Source organism: Sulfitobacter sp. 1A12157 (genome assembly GCF_043557345.1).
Taxonomy (GTDB): Bacteria; Pseudomonadota; Alphaproteobacteria; order Rhodobacterales; family Rhodobacteraceae; genus Sulfitobacter.
In genome coordinates, this window is record NZ_JBIFFV010000002.1 from 354,747 (window position 1) to 371,563 (window position 16,817).

Genomic DNA, 16,817 nt, shown 5'->3' on the forward strand with positions numbered 1-16,817 from the left:
CTCAGACTTTGATATTGGTAAGGATGCGCATCACGAAAAGGTTCAGCACAAGGAAGATCCCCACAAGGAAACAGGCGGGAATGAAATAGGGGTGATCGCGCACCTCGTCGTAGTAATGCGGATCGCCGAGGTTGATCACCACCAGCGCGGCGAGCGGGAAGGCCGACAGGAACTTGCCCGACCATTTCGCCTCGGCCGTGATTGCTTTAACACGACGGAACAGGCGAAAACGGGCGCGGATCACCTTGGCCAGACCGGCGAGGATCTCGGCCAAGTTGCCGCCCGATTGCTGCTGGATGGTGACGGCGACAGCAAGAAAGCGCAAATCCTGCATGTCGAGCCGTTCGGCCATATCTTTCAACGCCTCGCCCAGATCGCGGCCATAGGCGGCCTCATCGGCGATTACGCCAAATTCCGAGGCAAGCGGGTCTTGGATTTCCTTGGACACGATGGAAATCGCGTTGGAGAAAGGGTGCCCCACCCGCAGGCTGCGCACCATCAGTTCCACCGCATCGGGAAGCTGTTCTTCGATCATCGCCATGCGTTTGCTGGCCTTATGGGACACCCAGAAGAACACCGCGCCCACGCCCATGGCGATGGACATCAGCGCGCGCACCGACACGGAGGTATCGGTGCCGATGGTCAGCCCCAGAAAGGCCAAAGCGGCCAATCCGGCCATGATCATCAGCAACTGCTGCGGCGTGAAGGCAATCGCGGCCTTCTGCGCGCGTTCTGACAGCAGGGAGTAGAGCGGGATCGACTTGGCGTTCATATGCTGCTGCATTTCCTTGCGCAGCTTATCGAGCACCTCTTCGCGGCGCGCGCCTTTCTCCAGCATCTCAAGACGCCGGTTCACGCGGCTGTTGAGGCTGATGGATTTGCCGAATGCGACAAGGTACAGCCCCTCGACCAGCACCAGAACACCGATGAAGATCAGACCATAGATGATTGGTTCGGCACTCATTGCATCAATCCTTACTGGGCCGCCACGGGTTCATAGATGGAAGCGGGCAGGTCATAGCCCCACATGCGGAACCGCTCGGAGAAGTGGCTGCGCACGCCGGTGGCGGTGAAATGGCCGATGATTTTGTTCTCGGGCGTCAGGCCGACGCGCTGGAAGCGGAAGATTTCCTGCATTGAAATGACCTCGCCCTCCATGCCCGTGATCTCGGTGATCGAGGTCATCCGGCGCGAGCCGTCTTGCAAGCGGCTGGCCTGCACGATCAGGTTCACAGCCGAGGAAATCTGGCTGCGCATCGCTTTCAGCGGCATTTCGATCCCGGCCATGGCGATCATGTTTTCCAGGCGGCTGATGCCATCACGGGCCGAGTTGGCGTGGATTGTGGTCATGGAGCCGTCGTGGCCGGTGTTCATGGCCTGCAACATGTCGATGACCTCTTCGCCGCGCGTCTCGCCGACGATGATGCGATCGGGGCGCATCCGCAGGGCGTTTTTCAGACAGTCGCGGGGAGAGACTTCGCCCTTGCCTTCGACGTTGGGCGGGCGGCTTTCCATCCGGCCCACATGGGTCTGTTGCAGTTGCAATTCGGCGGTGTCTTCGATGGTCAGAATGCGTTCGGCATTGTCGATGAAAGACGACAGCGCGTTGAGCGTGGTGGTCTTACCCGAGCCCGTACCGCCCGACACGATGATGTTGAGACGGGTCGCCACGGCGGCCTGCAAATAGGCGGCCATCTCCTCCGAGAAGGCGCCGAAGCTCACCAGATCGTCAATGCCCAGCTTGTCTTTCTTGAACTTACGGATGGACACGAGCGAGCCATCGACGGCCACCGGGGGCACCATGGCGTTGAAACGCGAGCCGTCTTTGAGCCGCGCGTCGACATAAGGGTTGCTTTCATCCACCCGACGCCCCACCGCCGAGACGATCTTGTCGATGATCCGCAGCAGGTGCTTTTCGTCCTTGAAAGTGATGTCGGTCAATTGCAGCTTGCCGTCGCGTTCGACAAAAATCTGCTGCGGGCCGTTCACCAGAATATCGTTGACGCTGTCGTCTTTCAGCAGCGTCTCAAGGGGGCCAAGACCGGTGACCTCGTCATAAAGCTCGGAGTTCAGCGTCATGCGGTCTTCGCGGTTGAGTACGATGCTCTTTTCCGAAAGGATTTCGACGGCGATGTCGTTGATTTCTTGCCGCAAATCAGCTTCCGAGGCATGTTCCAGCGCGGCGAGGTTGAGGTTGTCCAAAAGCGCGCGGTGCAGTTCGAGCTTGATCTCACTCATCCGCTGCTTGCGTTTGACCTCACGGTCCTCGGGGGAGGCGGCGGCGGGTTTGACCGCGCGGCGCATCGAAACCGGTTTGGCTGCCGGAGCGGGCGCAGGCGCCGCGGGGGCGGGCTGGGCCGCATTGGCTGGCTTGGCCTCGCGCGCCGGCGCGGGGGCGGCGGCTTTCGGGCTGGCAGGGGCTGGTTTCTTGTATTTCGAGAACATCGATACGCTCTTTCGCTAGGGGGCTCAGGCGGCTTTGGCCTGCTCGCCCTTGAGATCGTGGATGGAGCTTGCCAGTTTGGCGATTTCGCGGCGCAGCGGGCTTTTCGGCGCGGAATTGGCCAGCGGCAGCCCGTGGTCATTGGCCTGCGTCACCGCCTTGCCGCCATCGGGCAGTTGCACGTCGATCGAAATGCTCAACGATTCGGCCATGCGCTTGACCCGGCTCTTGGCGCTGAGATCGGTGAATTTCGGCGCGCGGTTCATCACATAGCGCAGCTTTTCAAAGGGCAGTTCCTCAGACTGTAGCGCCCGTTTGAAGCGCAGCGCGTTCTGGGCCGAGCGCATGTCGAGTTCCAGCATGGCAAAGTAGACATGCGCGCTGGTCAGCACGGTTTCGGACCATTGCACCAGCGTCGAAGGCATGTCGACGATGACATAGTCGAACTGGTTGCGGGCCATGTTGAGGATGCGGTCGATATCTTCGTTGGTTACGATGTCGAGCGGCAGCATCTCTGCCGGGGCGGTCAGCACATGCAGCTTGTCCTCAAAGGTTTGCAGCGCTTGACCAAAAATCTCTTCGTCCATGGATTCCGTGTCGGCCATCATCTCATAGACCGCCTCGCGGCGTTGCAGATCGAGGAAAGTCGCGACCGAGCCATATTGCAGGTCGAAATCCAGCAGGCAGACCGAGGGCGGGTTTTTCTTCTCGGCGTTCGCCAGTTCCCAAGCGAGGTTCACGGCAAGGGTCGTGGCCCCGGTGCCGCCAGCCAAACCATGCACCACGATCAGCGCGCCATCCTTTTGCGCCCCGGCCTTCAATTGCGGTGTACTGCTGTCGGCTGCGGGGGCAGGGGGGGCGTTCTCTCCGGCGCGGACGCGGGCAATGGCCTGGGCCAATTCGCCTTCGGGCAGCGGATAGGGGACGAATTCATCCGCCCCCTGCCGCAGCAGCGAATGCAGCGCGGCGGGGGTCATGTCTTCGGCGATGAGGATCACCCGGATGTTGCGCGCCTTGGCCTGCGTGATGATTTCGCTCATCAAAACGAGGTTGTCCTCGTCCGTCTCATCCATGGCGAGGGCGACGAATTCCATCGCCTCGGCTTCGGGTTGGCCGAAGAAGGCCAGCGCCTCGGCGAATCCCAGATCGCCCCAGCTTTCGCCCAAAGTGGCTTCCATATCTTCGATCAAGAGGTCGAAGTTCTGTACATCGCGGCTGATTGTGCAGGCAACGATCGGCGCTGCTTCGGGTTGTGGCATAGTGCTGCTCATGACCTTTTGTCCTTTACATCAACGGTTTGGCCGGAGGGCGGCGATATTCTGTCGCCGCGAACGCTCTGACCTCTGCCTTATGCGCGGCCCTTGAGCCGGGCACATTTATCCTTCTGCGTCGAATATCACCCCCAACTGGGGCGAGATTGGGGCCAAAAAGCCTCTATTGTTGGGTATCTTGAAACGATAGGTCCATTCGCGCCCGATTGGACATTCCTTTTCAGAGACGAAAACCCCCGCGACCCAAAGGCGCGGGGGGATATTTTCCATGCGAAAGAGGGGTTTACTCTTACTCTCCGCCGCCGCCGCCGCCGCCGCCACCACCACCGCCCGACGCGGTGGCACTGGTGCTCAGCTGCGAGGGGGGCACGGCGCTGGCGACATATTCGCGGTAGATGATCTGCGCATATTTTCCGTCCAGCAACATCGGGTGGCCGTGCACAAAGCCGCTGACCTCGGTCACCGTGCGCCGGTTGCGACGCTCGCGGCCCTGGGTCACGATGAGGGGCTGTGTTTCGCCAAAGGAAACAACGGCTTCCAACCGGCTGGGGCTGATTCCCAAGGTCGAGAGATAGCGCACCACCGCCTGCGCCCGGCGCAGCCCCAAGGCGCGGTTATAGGCCTGCGAGCCGACCAGATCGGTGTGGCCATAGACCCGGAAGCGAATCTCGGGGAATTGGCGAATCCATCCGGCCTGCTGGCGCAGGATTGCCTGCGCATTGGCGTCCAACCGGTCGGAGTTGAACGCAAAGGTCACGGTCGAGCGGACCTCACTGGCGAAACGGTTCGCCAGATCGAAGGTGACCCGCTTTTCACCGGTCATGACTTGGCGGTTGTGCAGCGTGGCATTGCCGAATTGGCCCGTGTCCACGACCGACCCTGCCTCGCGGTAGAACTGCGTATAGATCGGATCGTTGCTGGGCGCGCAGGCAGCGAGCCCGGCAAGGGCTGCGGTGCCCGCGATCAACGTGATATGTCTGCGTGTCATCGGATCAATCCAGTACATAACCGTAGGAGCCGCGGAAGTCCTGCTTGGCCACTTCGCCCGCAGCACCCCGGCTGGGGGTGCGGGTGCCATCTGCCGTGCGCCCGTGCAGGAACAGGTCTTTCTCGGAGGGCGGCTTGATGCGGTCGGTGGGCAGGGCCAGCGCTTCGCCGCGTGTGGGGGTAACCAGATGGGCGGTGACGATGATGACCAGTTCGGTCTGGCTGCGCTGGTAATCTGCCGACCGGAACAGCGCGCCCAGCACCGGCACATCGCCGATCCACGGCAGTTGACGCGTGCTGTCGGTGAAGTCGTCGGTCAAAAGGCCCGCGATGGCAAAGCTTTCACCGTCGCGCATCTCGACCGTGGTCGAGGTCTCGCGGCGGGTGAAGGCGGAAATCTCGATCCCGTTGCCCAGGGCGATGCTGTTACTCGCATCAATGGCCGAGACGGCAGCGTTCATCTCAAGGTTGATGATATCCTTGTCCACGACGCGCGGGATAAAGGCGAGTTCTACGCCGAAGGGTTTGAACTCCACAGCGATCGTGTCACCGGTCTGAGCCACGGGCACGGGGTATTCCCCCCCGGCGAGGAACTTCGCCTCTTGCCCCGAAAGCGCCACGAGGTTCGGCTCGGCCAAGAACCGGACGACGCCCTTTTCCTCCAATGCTTCCAACAGGATGCCCACCTGGGTCGAGCCTGCGTTGAAACCGAAAAGCACCGCGCCTGCGTTTTGGTTCGACCCGGGGATCGACCCCCCGAGCGAGGTTGCGACCCCGCCTGACGTATTGGTGCTGCCGGTGCCCGCGCTGAAGTCGGAGCCGCCGTTGATCGCTAGCGAAGAGCCGAGCGATTTCGACACGTTGCGCTGCATCTCGGCAAAGCGGACCTTCATCATCACCTGCTGGATGCCGCCCACGCTCATCAGGTTGCTGACCCGTTCGGGGGCATAGCGTTCGGCAAGATCGAGCGCGCGTTGCAGCCGTTGCGTGGAAGAAACGATGCCCGACAGCACGATACCGTCATTGGCGGTGCGCACTTCGATCTTCTCACCCGGCAGGATTTGACGCAGCCGTTCTTTGAATTCAGAAACATCCGCCGCGACGCGGACATCGACATTGGTGATCAACTGCCCCGCCGCATCGAGCAGCGTGAGCGTGGTCAGCCCCGGCGATTTGCCCAATACATAGATCGTGCGGTCAGACAGGGAGGAGATATCCGCAATGCCGGGGTTGGCGATGCTGAGTTCCGCGAAGGGGATGTCGCTCTCCACCACCACGGCGCGGTTCATCGGAACGTCGAGGCTGGAATTGGTGCCGCGTTTGACAACGCGCAGCGTGTCGGCGCCAGCTGAACTGGGCAGGGTCAATGCCATCGGCATCGCGGCCAGTGTCAGCCCCAGCAGGGCCGCTTTCAGAAATCTATCGATTTTCATGTGACCTGCCTTTTTGATCACGCCTCGGGATGGGTCTTTTCGCCCGCATTTGGCAACACTCTGCGGCAATTCCAAATTTATTGCAAGAATCAAGCTCTTCGCGGGCGCTGTGCATGTGGGCTATGCGCAACATAACGAGATTGGAAAAGACGCCGCATGGGGGTGCGGCGTCTGGTTCAACTTAGCAAGAGGCTGTTTTCAGGTCAGTTTGTGCAGGGGATCGGCAGTTCGACCACCTCGGCCCCGCGGCGAGTGCGGATCGTGCAAACCTTCTCTTTCGCGACCTCTGCGATGGTCTCTTGCGCCTCGATCCCCAGAAGCGAGCGTTGGTCGACTTCGATGGCCTCGGCCACGGTATCGTCATTCGTGCCGACAAGAGCGAGGGAGAGTTTGCCGGTCGATTGCGCTTGGGCGAGGGCGGCCACCTGTTGCGGCTTTACGGCCACGGTTACGGTCTTGGCGATTGAGGCCTCCTCCATCACCAGCGCATCGGCGCTCTGGTCGATGGCGATCAGTTGTACGCCAGATTCGATCAGTTTGGTCACATCGCCGTTGCTGGATTGGTTGCCCACGTTCACGCGGCCCGTCCAATAGACGTCTACTCGGTCCCCAGGGCGCAGGAAGCCCGAAACACCGCTAGAAACGTCGACCTTGATGGTGAAGGCGCGCGTGCCGCGGGCCAAGCGGGACGTAAGACCGGAATCTTCGCCGGGCTCGGTTACCTTTACGGCCATGATCGCTTCATCTTTCTCGATGTTGCGCAGCACGATGCGTTGTTCTTTGGTATTCTCAGGGAAGAGGGCGAGCTCTTCGACGAAACTACCCTCGGGGATGGCATTCTCGGGCCAATTCACCGCGCGCACGTCGTCGCGGGTGAGGGGCTGCCCGTATTTCAAGGGCTTGTCGGCCACCCAAACGGTTTTCGTTGGCACGACCTGCGCCAGCGCGGCCTGCGCTTGTGCATTGGCGGCTTGATACTGTGAAATCCGGTCTTTCGCCAGATAAACGGCCCCACCGGCAAGCGCGACACCTACCAAAAGAACCAATCCGAATACGGCTCGCATGATGTTACCTCTTTGCTATGGAAGCGAATCTCGGCTCGCTTTGATCACCCCGGCAAGTTAGCTGCCGAATATGGCGAGAATTGGTCTGGGCGGGGGCGATGGGGAGGAGTTTGGCGCAGCGCGCCGCGGCACACGATGGCTCAAGTTGCGAGCTTTACCCGGATATATTCAACAAGGACATCTAGGCTGTCGGAGAAGACGCTCAGCGCTAGGATTGCCAGGCCGACCAAACCGGCGGTCAGGACGAGCCAATCTACAGTGATGGCACCAGATTGACTGCGTAAAAAATGGTGAAGGGCGCGGCGCATAAGGTTTTTTCCTAAGAAGCTTCGTGCCTAGTTTGAAGCAAAAGAGGGCCGCTCCCGGCTGGAGGTGCGGCCCTGATGATAAGACTTCGCTTAACTAGCGATTAGTTGCTGCGGTCAGCTGTCGTTTCGAAGTTGGTGATGTCTGTGGCGATATTGCCCGACATTGTTTCGACGTTGTCGCCGATTGTGTTGAACGCAACAATGGCCAGACCAACGATCGCAGCGGTCAGAACGACCCAGTCAACTGTCACGGCACCGTCTTCGTCTTTGCGGAAGTTTTTGATAAAGTTCATCATGTCATGTCCCTCCAAGGATCACTGAGTAAAAGGTCTTAACCTCGCCGTCCGGTTTGCCTCGCTCTCTCATTTGAAGCTGTCCGACTTGGTATGACCCTTTATAGCCGCCGGATTGGGGCGCTAATTTGGCAGCAAAAGTCCCTTTTTCAGACTGTTGCCGGTTTTCTTGTGAAAACTTGTTAACCCATTGTTCAGATGCACTTTAATTTTCAAAATTCGCCTTCTGACTGTGCATTCGCACCCTCTAGCACCGCAATTGCGGCGAAATCGCCATGATCCCCGCCTCCAACGCTGGCCCGATTCCACGATTCGTGAGATATTGCCGGGCAAAGGCGCGTCAGACGCAAGGTAGAGCAGGCATGTATCGCATATTGGCATTCTCGCTGGTCACGGCCCTCATGGCCCCTGCCGCCATGGCAGAGGGGCCGAAACCGTTCCCTGAGTTCTCGGCCAAGCGGGTCGGTCCGCCCAAGAAAGGGGCCAAACGCATCACTGTGCAAATTGATCCGGCGGCCCGTGCCGCCGCTGCGGCGGAGGTGGATACAGGCCCCGCCGTTGCCGCCACCCCGAGCGGCGCGATCGCGCCTTTGAACGCCGGGCAGTTCGATTGGTTCTGGGATAAAATCTCTCCTGCGGCTGAGCGGAGCGGGGCAGGGCGGTTGGCCCCGGCGATGGCGGCGCTTTCCGGTGGCCAAGTCCCCGCCCCGCGCCTGCAACATCTGCAAGATATCGCGCGCAGCAACGGGGTGGATATCCTGCGCGCCACCGTTGGCACCAATGTCTCGCCCGCGCTGGTGCTGGCGGTGATCAGCGTGGAATCCGCAGGCCGTGCCGATGCGGTGAGCCGGGCGGGCGCGGCTGGTCTGATGCAACTGATGCCCGATACCGCCGCCCGTTTTGGCGTGCGGAACACTATGGTCGCGGCCGAGAATATCTCGGGCGGGGTGAAATACCTCGACTGGCTGATGGGGGAGTTCGACCGCGACCCGATTCTCGTGCTCGCGGGCTATAACGCCGGGGAGGGGTCGGTGCGCAAACATGCGGGCGTGCCGCCCTTTGCCGAGACGCGCGACTATGTGCCCAAGGTGCTGGCGGCGTTTCAGGTGGCGCAGGGGCTTTGCCTGACACCGCCGGAACTGATCAGCGATGGCTGCGTTTTTGCCGCGATGAACTGAGCGCGACAGGCATGCCCCCGGCGGATGCCGCCGAGGGCTGATTTTCAAACGATGGTCGCTTGGGTCGCGGCGCGCAGCTCTTCCTCGGTCACGCCATCGGCGCATTCGACGATCTTCAAGCCACCGTCGACCACATCGAGCACGCCGAGGTTGGTGATGATCCGATCGACCACGCCCTTGCCGGTCAGCGGCAGGGTGCATTCTTTCAGCACTTTCGAGTCACCGGCCTTGTTCTGGTGGTCCATCACCACGATGACCTTGCGGACGCCGGCCACGAGGTCCATCGCGCCGCCCATACCTTTGACGAGCTTGCCGGGGATCATCCAATTCGCCAGATCGCCGTTCTCGGCCACTTCCATGGCACCGAGGATCGCCGCCGCGATCTTGCCGCCACGGATCATGCCAAAGGACATGGCGCTGTCGAAATAGGCGGTGCGGCTCAACTCGGTGATGGTCTGCTTGCCGGCGTTGATCAGGTCGGGGTCTTCCTCGCCCTCGTAAGGGAAGGGGCCCATGCCCAACATGCCATTCTCGGACTGAAGGGTGATGTCCTTGTCGCCGACATAGTTCGCCACCAGCGTCGGAATACCGATGCCGAGGTTCACATACATACCGTCTTCGAGTTCCTCTGCGGCCCGTGCCGCCATCTGATCTCTATCCCAAGGCATTATGCGTCCTCCCGCTTGCGTGTCGTGACCTTCTCGATGCGTTTCTCATGCGCGCCTTGAATGATGCGATGCACATAGATGCCCGGCAGGTGGATGTGGTCGGGGTCGAGGCTGCCGCGTGGGACGATCTCTTCAACCTCGACGATGCAGACCTTGCCGCACATGGCTGCGGGCGGGTTGAAATTGCGCGCGGTCTTGCGGAAGACGAGGTTGCCCGTGTCATCGGCTTTCCACGCTTTCACGATCGACAGATCGGCAAAGATGCCCTCTTCGAGGATGTAATCCTCGCCGTTGAACTGCTTCACTTCCTTGCCCTCGGCAATCTGGGTGCCGACGCCGGTCTTTGTGTAGAAACCCGGGATGCCCGCACCGCCGGCGCGCATCCGCTCGGCCAGGGTGCCTTGGGGGTTGAATTCAAGCTCAAGCTCGCCCGAGAGATACTGGCGCATGAACTCGGCATTCTCCCCCACATAGGAAGAGATCATCTTCTTCACCTGCCGCGATTGCAGCAGAATGCCGATGCCGAAGTCATCGACGCCCGCATTGTTCGACGCAAAGGTGAGGTCTTTGGCCCCGTTCTCCTTGATCGCCTGCAACAGCAATTCCGGAATGCCGCAAAGGCCAAAGCCCCCGGCGGCGATCAGCATGCCATCCGACAGAACGCCTTCCAGCGCCTCGGCGGCGGATCCATAGATTTTGTTCACGGGCGACCTCCCTACAGTTTCGCTGCGCCATATGTGACCCTGCGTCGGGGCAGTGTCAATTACGTGGTGCTACGCAGGAAAGGCCGCCCGGAAGGTCAGATGATGCGCACCTGCGTGCCCACGGGGCAGAGGCCGAAAAGCTCTTCGATCTTTTCGTTATAGAGCCCGATGCAACCGTCCGAGGACCGCCGCCCGATCTTGCGCGTGTCATGGGTGCCGTGAATGATATAGGCAGGCCAGCTGAGGTACATCGCATGGGTGCCCAGCGGATTGTCCGGGCCCGGCGGCATGTATTTGTAATGCGGAAAACGCTCCATCATCGAGGCTGTGGGCGTCCAATCGGGGCCGACCTTCTTGCGCACGATCTCGGTGTAGCCGCGTTTGGTCAGCTCTTCGGTGGCGGGTACGGAGGTCGGGTAGACCTTGTAGGTCTGGCCGTCCGCGCTCCAGTAATGCAGGGCGCGGCTGGTGGTGTCCGCCACGATCGCGCCTTTGCCAAGGCTGTCGAAATGGTTCTGCCAGCGCTGCGTGGCAAAGCTCGACGTGTTGCGCGACACGGGGGCTTCGGTGGAAAACTCGCGCGGCGCTTGGCCGGGCTCCTGTGCCCGCAGGATTTGCGGCGTCATCAGCGCCGCGCCGCTTGCGGCGATCAGCCCGCGCCGGGTGAATTTCATGCCTGACATTGATCTGCCTTTCATATTGGTCTTGCCACCGCCCCTGATCCGAAAATCGCAGGGGAATGGCAAATCACATATTCATGATGCTGGATATAAAGGCTGGCCACAGGCGGAACCGCGCCGATCCCCCGGCGCGGTTGCTGGGCCTATGCGCGACTTACGCGCTGTCGGCTTTTTTCGCGGTTGTTTTCTTCGCCGCGGGTTTCTTGGCCGCCGTCTTTGCCGGTGCCTTTTTTGTGGCCGTCTTTTTCGCCGCCGTCTTCTTGCCAGCGGTCTTCTTGGCCGCCGTCTTCTTAGCGGGTGCCTTCTTCGTCGCCGCTTTGCGTTTGGCGGGGGATTTGGCGAGCTTCTCTTCGATCAACTCCACCGCGCGTTCCATGGTCAGGTCTGCCGGTTCGATCTCCTTGGGGATCGTGGCGTTGACCTTTTCCCATTTCACATAAGGGCCGTATTTGCCTTCCATGACGTTGACCGCGCCACCCATGTCCGGGTGTTCGCCCATCTCGCGGATCGGTTTCGCGGCCTTGCCCCGGCCACCGCGGCTGGCGACCTTTTCGGCCAGAAGCTGCACGGCGCGGTTCATGCCCACGGTCCAGACCTCGTCAATGCCTTCGAGGTTAGCGTTGGTGCCGCCGCGGTCCGAGGTGCTTTCAGCGTGTTTGATGTAAGGCCCGTAGCGGCCGATGTTGGCCCAAACCATGACGCCATCCTCGGGGTGGGGGCCGATCTGGCGCGGGAGCGACAAGAGCATCACGCCCTGTTCCAGCGTCAAGTCCTCGGGCACCCAATCCTTGGGGATCGACTGGCGCGGGGGTTTTTTGTTCTCTTCGGTCACCGGCCCGCGCTGTACGTAGGGCCCGAAGCGGCCTTTGAAGACGCGGATCTCGTCGCCCTGATCCTCGCCCAGAAGCTTGCCGTCGGGAGGGATGGCGGAGGCTTCGGCCTCCGGGTCGGGCGGGCCGAAGGGGCGGGTGTAGCGGCAGTCGGGGTAGTTCGAGCAGCCGATGAAGGCGCCGCCCGAACGCGCGGTGCGCATCGACAGGCGGCCAATCTCACAGTTCGGGCAGAGCCGCGGATCGCTGCCGTCTTCGGTGGGCGGGAAGAGATGTGGCTCCAGCACCTCGTTGATCTTCTCCAGCACCTCGGTAATGCGCAGTTCTGACGTTTCGGCGATGGCGGCCGAGAAATCGCGCCAGAAGCGGCGCAGCACTTCTTTATAGGCGGCATCCCCGGCGCTGACCTTGTCGAGTTGGTCTTCCAGATCGGCGGTGAAGTCGTAGCCGATGTAGCGGCGGAAGTAGTTCTCAAGAAAGGCGGTCACCAGACGGCCCTTATCCTCGGGAATCAGGCGGTTGCCGTCCTTGCGGACATATTCGCGGTCCTGAATCGTGGTGACGATGCTGGCATAGGTCGAGGGGCGCCCGATGCCGAGCTCTTCCATCTTCTTGACCAGCGTCGCTTCGGTGTAGCGCGGCGGCGGTTGGGTGAAATGCTGTTCGGGGGTGACGGCGCGCTTGTCCATCGCGTCGCCCTGATGGATCTGCGGCAGGCGCTTGTCGTCCTCATCAACCACATCGTCGCGGCCTTCCTCGTAGACCTTGAGGAAACCGTCGAAGAGCACGACCTGACCGTTGGCGCGCAGCCCGACCTGCGCGTCGTCGCTGCCGATCTCGACCGTGGTGCGTTCCAGCCGGGCGCTCTCCATCTGGCAAGCCAGCGTGCGTTTCCAGATCAGGTCGTAGAGCTTGGCCTGATCGGCGTCGAGCTTCAGCGCCTTGGCATCCTTGGTCATATCCGTGGGGCGGATACATTCGTGGGCTTCCTGCGCGTTCTTAGCCTTGTTCTTGTAAATACGCGGCTCTTTCGGCACGTAATCCGCGCCAAAACGGTCCTTGATCGCGTCGCGCGCCATCGAGACGGCCTCGGGCGCCATGTCGATGCCGTCGGTCCGCATGTAGGTGATGTGGCCTGCTTCATAAAGGCGCTGCGCGGTCGACATGGTCTGGCGCGCGCCCATGGAAAACTTGCGGCTGGCCTCCTGCTGAAGGGTCGAGGTCATGAAGGGGGCCGAGGGATTGCGGCTGGCCGGCTTCGCCTCGACGTTCATCACCTTGAGCGCGCGGGAGGTGATCGCCTGCACCGCCATCTCGGCCTGCGTGGCATCGGCCAGATCGAAGCGCTCCAGCTTCTTGCCGGCGAGCGAGACGAGGCGGGCCTCGAATTCCTGACCGCGCGGGGTGGCGAGCAGCGCCTTCACCGACCAGTATTCGCGGGCGCGAAAGGCCTCGATCTCCATCTCGCGTTCGACGATGAGGCGCAGGGTGACCGATTGTACGCGGCCCGCGGATTTCGCGCCGGGCAGTTTGCGCCAGAGCACGGGGGAGAGGTTGAAGCCCACCAGATAGTCCAGCGCGCGGCGGGCGAGATAGGCTTCGACCAGCGGCATGTCGACCTGGCGGGGGTTCTGCATCGCCTCGGTCACGGCCTTTTGGGTGATCTGGTTGAAGACCACGCGGCTCACCGGCGTGTCCTTCTTGATCGACTTGCGCTTGGTCAGCGCTTCTTGCAGGTGCCAGCTGATCGCCTCGCCCTCGCGGTCGGGGTCGGTCGCGAGGATCAGTGCGTTGTCTTGGGCCAGCGCGTCGGCGATGGCCTTGACGTGTTTCTTGCTGTCGCTGGCCACCTCCCATTTCATGTCGAAATCGGCGTCAGTGTCGACCGAGCCGTCTTTCGGCGGCAGGTCGCGGACGTGGCCGTAAGAGGCGAGAACGGTGTAATTGTCGCCCAGATATTTGTTGATCGTTTTGGCCTTGGCTGGGGATTCGACGACGACGACGGGCATAAATACAGGCACCTTAGATCAAAAACGGGGGCGGCTTTGCGCTGTCTCATGTGGGATGGCAGGGGTGTTTGTCAATGCGGCTGCTGCGTATCACGGGTTTGCCGCGCAGCGGTTTCGCAGGCCGGATGGGCCGTTTCGGCGGCATTGATGCCTAGGCGCGGCTCGGTCGAGTATCACGCGCATGGCCCCCGGTTCCCGTGGTCTTCGGCCCGGGACTGCGTCATCGCGGCGTCAGGCGGAGCGGCTGAGCAGCCCGCCGGGTTGGCGCTGAATTTCTCCCGCCATCTCAAGATCGAGGAGCGCGGGGGCGACGTCGCTGCTGGGCACTTGCAGGTCGCGGATCAACTGGTCTTCGGCCAAGGGCGCATGGCCGAGACGGGAGAGGATTTGCGCGTGGAGTTTCGCGACGGGGCTTTGATTTCGCGGCGGCGGTTCCGGGCGAGGCGCTGCGGGGGGCTTGCTGCGAGGTGCCGAGGTCTGAACACCCCCCTCCGGCAAGACCTCCAACACATCCGCGGCGGAGCGCACCAGCACCGCGCCGTCGCGGATCAGCATGTTGCAGCCTGCCGCGCGGGCGTCCATCGGATGGCCGGGGACCGCAAGCACGTCGCGCCCCTGATCCAGCGCATCGCGTGCGGTGATCAAGCTGCCCGAGCGGGCCGCGGCCTCGACCACCACCGTTGCACGGCTCAGACCCGAGATGATGCGATTGCGGCGTGGGAAATGCCGCGCCATTGGTTGCAGGCCCATCGGTTGCTCTGACAGGCGCAGCCCCTGCGCGGCAATTTGACCGGCCAGCGCGGTGTTCTCGCTGGGATATATAATGTCGACCCCGCCTGCCTGCACCGCGATGGTGCCGTGGGCCAAGGCAGCCTCATGCGCTGCCGCGTCGATCCCCCGGGCAAGGCCAGAGACGACGACGAAGCCAGCCTCCCCAAGTTCGGCGGCGAGGTTGCGGGCCATGCGCAGCCCAAGCGAAGAGGCGTTTCGCGCGCCCACGAGGGAGATCATCGGCCGGCCCAGCAGCGCCGGGTCGCCGATCAGCCATAAGAAGGGGGGTGCATCGGGGAGGTCGCGGAGCAGGCGCGGGTAGGGTGCCTCCCCCTCGACCAGTAGCCGCGCCCCGGCGCGGCGGGCGGCGTTGAGTTCAGCCTGAACGACCCCTTCGGGGCAGATACGATAATCCGATATCCCGGCGGCACGCGCGACTTCCGGCAGCGCCTTCAGCGCCTCCTGGGCAGAGCCATGTTCATCCAGCAAGCGCCGGTAGGTCGAAATTCCCACACGGCGAGAGCGCAACAGACGAAGCCGGGCAAACTGTTCGTCTTCCTGGGTGGGTGGGAGTGGGGGGTGAGTGGAAGAAGGATGTAGGTCCTTGTCAGTCATCCCGAAACTCCGTCCGTTGCAGAATCAGGTATAGGATTTAGTGCTTAACAACCTATGAACATTTCCCCACGCATTTGATGCAACCCCTGCGTGCTGTCAGGTCGCGGCCCCGCCGACGGTCAGCCCGCCGATCATCAAAGTGGGCTGGCCCACGCCCACCGGCACCCATTGCCCCTGCTTGCCGCAGTTGCCCATGCCGGGGTCGAGCGTGGGGTCATTGCCGATAGCGCGGATCTTTTGCAAGGCCGTGGCCCCATCGCCGATCAGCGTGGCGCCTTTGACCGGGGCGCCGATCTTGCCGTTCTGCACGCGGTAGGCCTCGGTGCAGGAGAAGACGAATTTGCCGTTGGTGATATCGACCTGCCCGCCGCCGAAACCCACGGCATAGATCCCGTCCTTGAGGTCAGCCACGATATCGCCCGGAGCCGCCTTGCCGCCCAGCATATAGGTGTTGGTCATGCGCGGCATCGGGATATGCGCATAGGACTGCCGCCGCCCGTTCCCCGTTGAGGCACCGCCCATCAGCCGCCCGTTCTGACGGTCCTGCATATAGCCGACCAGCTTACCATCTTCGATCAGCACATTGCGCGCCGAGGGGGTGCCCTCGTCATCGACCGAGATCGAGCCGCGCCGGTCGGGGATCGTGCCATCGTCCAGCACGGTCACGCCCTTGGCGGCGATTTGCTGGCCCATCAGCCCGGCGAAGGCGCTGGAACCCTTGCGGTTGAAATCGCCCTCAAGCCCGTGGCCGATGGCTTCGTGCAGCAGAATGCCGGGCCAGCCGGGGCCGAGCACCACGTCCATCACGCCCGCGGGGGCAGGGACGGCTTCGAGGTTCACACAGGCGATGCGCAGGGCTTCGCGGACCTTGGCCTGCCAGTCTTCGGGGGCGAACATCCCATCAAGCCCGATCCGCCCGCCGCCGCCGACACCGCCGCTTTCGCGGCGGCCATCCTGCTCGACGATGACCGAGACGTTGACGCGTGTCATCGGGCGCAGGTCACGCACCGAATGCCCCTCGGGGCGAAGGATCTCGACCTCTTGTATGCTGGCGGCGATGGTGGCGCTGACCTGCACGACGCGGGGGTCGAGCCCGCGGGCATAGGCGTCGATCTCGCGCAGAGTCTCGACCTTGACCGGGAAGGCATGGCCGGCGATCGGGTCTTCATCCGTATAAAGCCGCGTGTTGCTGGCCTGAGGCGCATCCGCCCAAGTGCCGCCGCCATCGCCCACCGCCAGCCGCGCCGTTTCCGCCGCGCGGCGCAGGGCGGCCTCGCTCAGTTCGGTCGAATGGGCGTAGCCTGCCACCTCACCGCGCACGGCGCGCAGGCCAAAGCCCTCGGCAGCATCGTAGCTCGCGGTTTTAAGGCGTCCGTCGTCGAACACCAGCGCTTCGGAGCGGCGCCGTTCGAGGAACAATTCGCCGTCATCGGCACCGGCCACGGCCTCGCGCAGCACGCTCAGAGCGGTTTCTCGGTCCAGATCGGCCTCGAAGGGGGTGAAATGCGCGCGGCTCATCGGGGGTATCCTTGCTTGCTGTCACAAAACTGTCTCGCGCGGCTC

At 62.3% G+C, this 16,817-nt stretch carries 14 protein-coding genes; 1 reads left to right on the top strand and 13 read right to left on the bottom strand.

What is annotated here, in order from left to right; all coding sequences use genetic code 11:
• Nucleotide 1: 1 nt before the first annotated feature.
• The 7 genes from ACGYLC_RS05675 to ACGYLC_RS05705 form a co-directional block, all read right to left on the bottom strand.
• The gene (locus tag ACGYLC_RS05675) at nt 2–964 is read right to left on the bottom strand and encodes a type II secretion system F family protein (protein WP_394403748.1); all 963 of its coding nucleotides are present in this window, start codon (nt 962–964) and stop codon (nt 2–4) included.
• A gap of 11 nt (nt 965–975) precedes the next feature.
• Nucleotides 976–2,445, bottom strand: coding sequence for a CpaF family protein (locus ACGYLC_RS05680; protein ID WP_394422096.1), 1,470 nt, complete (start codon nt 2,443–2,445; stop codon nt 976–978).
• Between the two features lie 24 nt (nt 2,446–2,469).
• Complete coding sequence (locus ACGYLC_RS05685) at nt 2,470–3,714, bottom strand: CpaE family protein (RefSeq protein ID WP_394422097.1); 1,245 nt, start codon at nt 3,712–3,714, stop codon at nt 2,470–2,472.
• Between the two features lie 289 nt (nt 3,715–4,003).
• A complete protein-coding gene (locus ACGYLC_RS05690; RefSeq protein ID WP_394422098.1) occupies nt 4,004–4,702 on the bottom strand; it encodes an OmpA family protein in 699 nt (232 codons plus the stop codon).
• A gap of 4 nt (nt 4,703–4,706) precedes the next feature.
• Entirely contained in the window at nt 4,707–6,134 is a 1,428-nt protein-coding gene (locus ACGYLC_RS05695; RefSeq protein WP_394403744.1) for a type II and III secretion system protein family protein, read from the bottom strand.
• A 203-nt stretch (nt 6,135–6,337) separates the two neighbouring features.
• Nucleotides 6,338–7,198 (bottom strand): Flp pilus assembly protein CpaB, encoded by an 861-nt coding sequence (gene cpaB / locus ACGYLC_RS05700; protein WP_394422099.1) that lies wholly within the window; start codon nt 7,196–7,198, stop codon nt 6,338–6,340.
• Between the two features lie 409 nt (nt 7,199–7,607).
• Nucleotides 7,608–7,802, bottom strand: a complete 195-nt coding sequence (locus ACGYLC_RS05705) for a Flp family type IVb pilin (protein ID WP_394422100.1) — start codon at nt 7,800–7,802, stop codon at nt 7,608–7,610.
• 359 nt (nt 7,803–8,161) lie between these two features.
• On the opposite strand from ACGYLC_RS05705, the gene ACGYLC_RS05710 reads away from it, so the two are divergent.
• Nucleotides 8,162–8,977: a lytic transglycosylase domain-containing protein gene (locus ACGYLC_RS05710; protein WP_394422101.1), complete on the top strand. Its 816-nt coding sequence runs from the start codon at nt 8,162–8,164 to the stop codon at nt 8,975–8,977.
• A 44-nt stretch (nt 8,978–9,021) separates the two neighbouring features.
• Here ACGYLC_RS05710 and ACGYLC_RS05715 read toward each other — a convergent pair whose 3' ends face one another.
• The 6 genes from ACGYLC_RS05715 to tldD form a co-directional block, all read right to left on the bottom strand.
• A complete protein-coding gene (locus ACGYLC_RS05715; protein WP_394422102.1) occupies nt 9,022–9,645 on the bottom strand; it encodes a CoA transferase subunit B in 624 nt (207 codons plus the stop codon).
• Complete coding sequence (locus ACGYLC_RS05720) at nt 9,645–10,349, bottom strand: CoA transferase subunit A (RefSeq protein WP_394422103.1); 705 nt, start codon at nt 10,347–10,349, stop codon at nt 9,645–9,647. The genes ACGYLC_RS05715 and ACGYLC_RS05720 overlap by 1 nt, the downstream gene beginning before the upstream one ends.
• Before the next feature lie 95 nt (nt 10,350–10,444).
• Entirely contained in the window at nt 10,445–11,032 is a 588-nt protein-coding gene (locus ACGYLC_RS05725) for a L,D-transpeptidase (protein ID WP_394422104.1), read from the bottom strand.
• A gap of 151 nt (nt 11,033–11,183) precedes the next feature.
• Nucleotides 11,184–13,868, bottom strand: a complete 2,685-nt coding sequence (topA, locus tag ACGYLC_RS05730; protein ID WP_394422105.1) for a type I DNA topoisomerase — start codon at nt 13,866–13,868, stop codon at nt 11,184–11,186.
• A 231-nt stretch (nt 13,869–14,099) separates the two neighbouring features.
• On the bottom strand, nt 14,100–15,254 hold the full coding sequence (gene dprA, locus ACGYLC_RS05735) for a DNA-processing protein DprA (RefSeq protein WP_394422106.1): 1,155 nt from the start codon (nt 15,252–15,254) through the stop codon (nt 14,100–14,102).
• Nucleotides 15,255–15,350: 96 nt separating this feature from the next.
• Entirely contained in the window at nt 15,351–16,772 is a 1,422-nt protein-coding gene (gene tldD, locus ACGYLC_RS05740; protein ID WP_394422107.1) for a metalloprotease TldD, read from the bottom strand.
• Nucleotides 16,773–16,817: the final 45 nt, after the last annotated feature.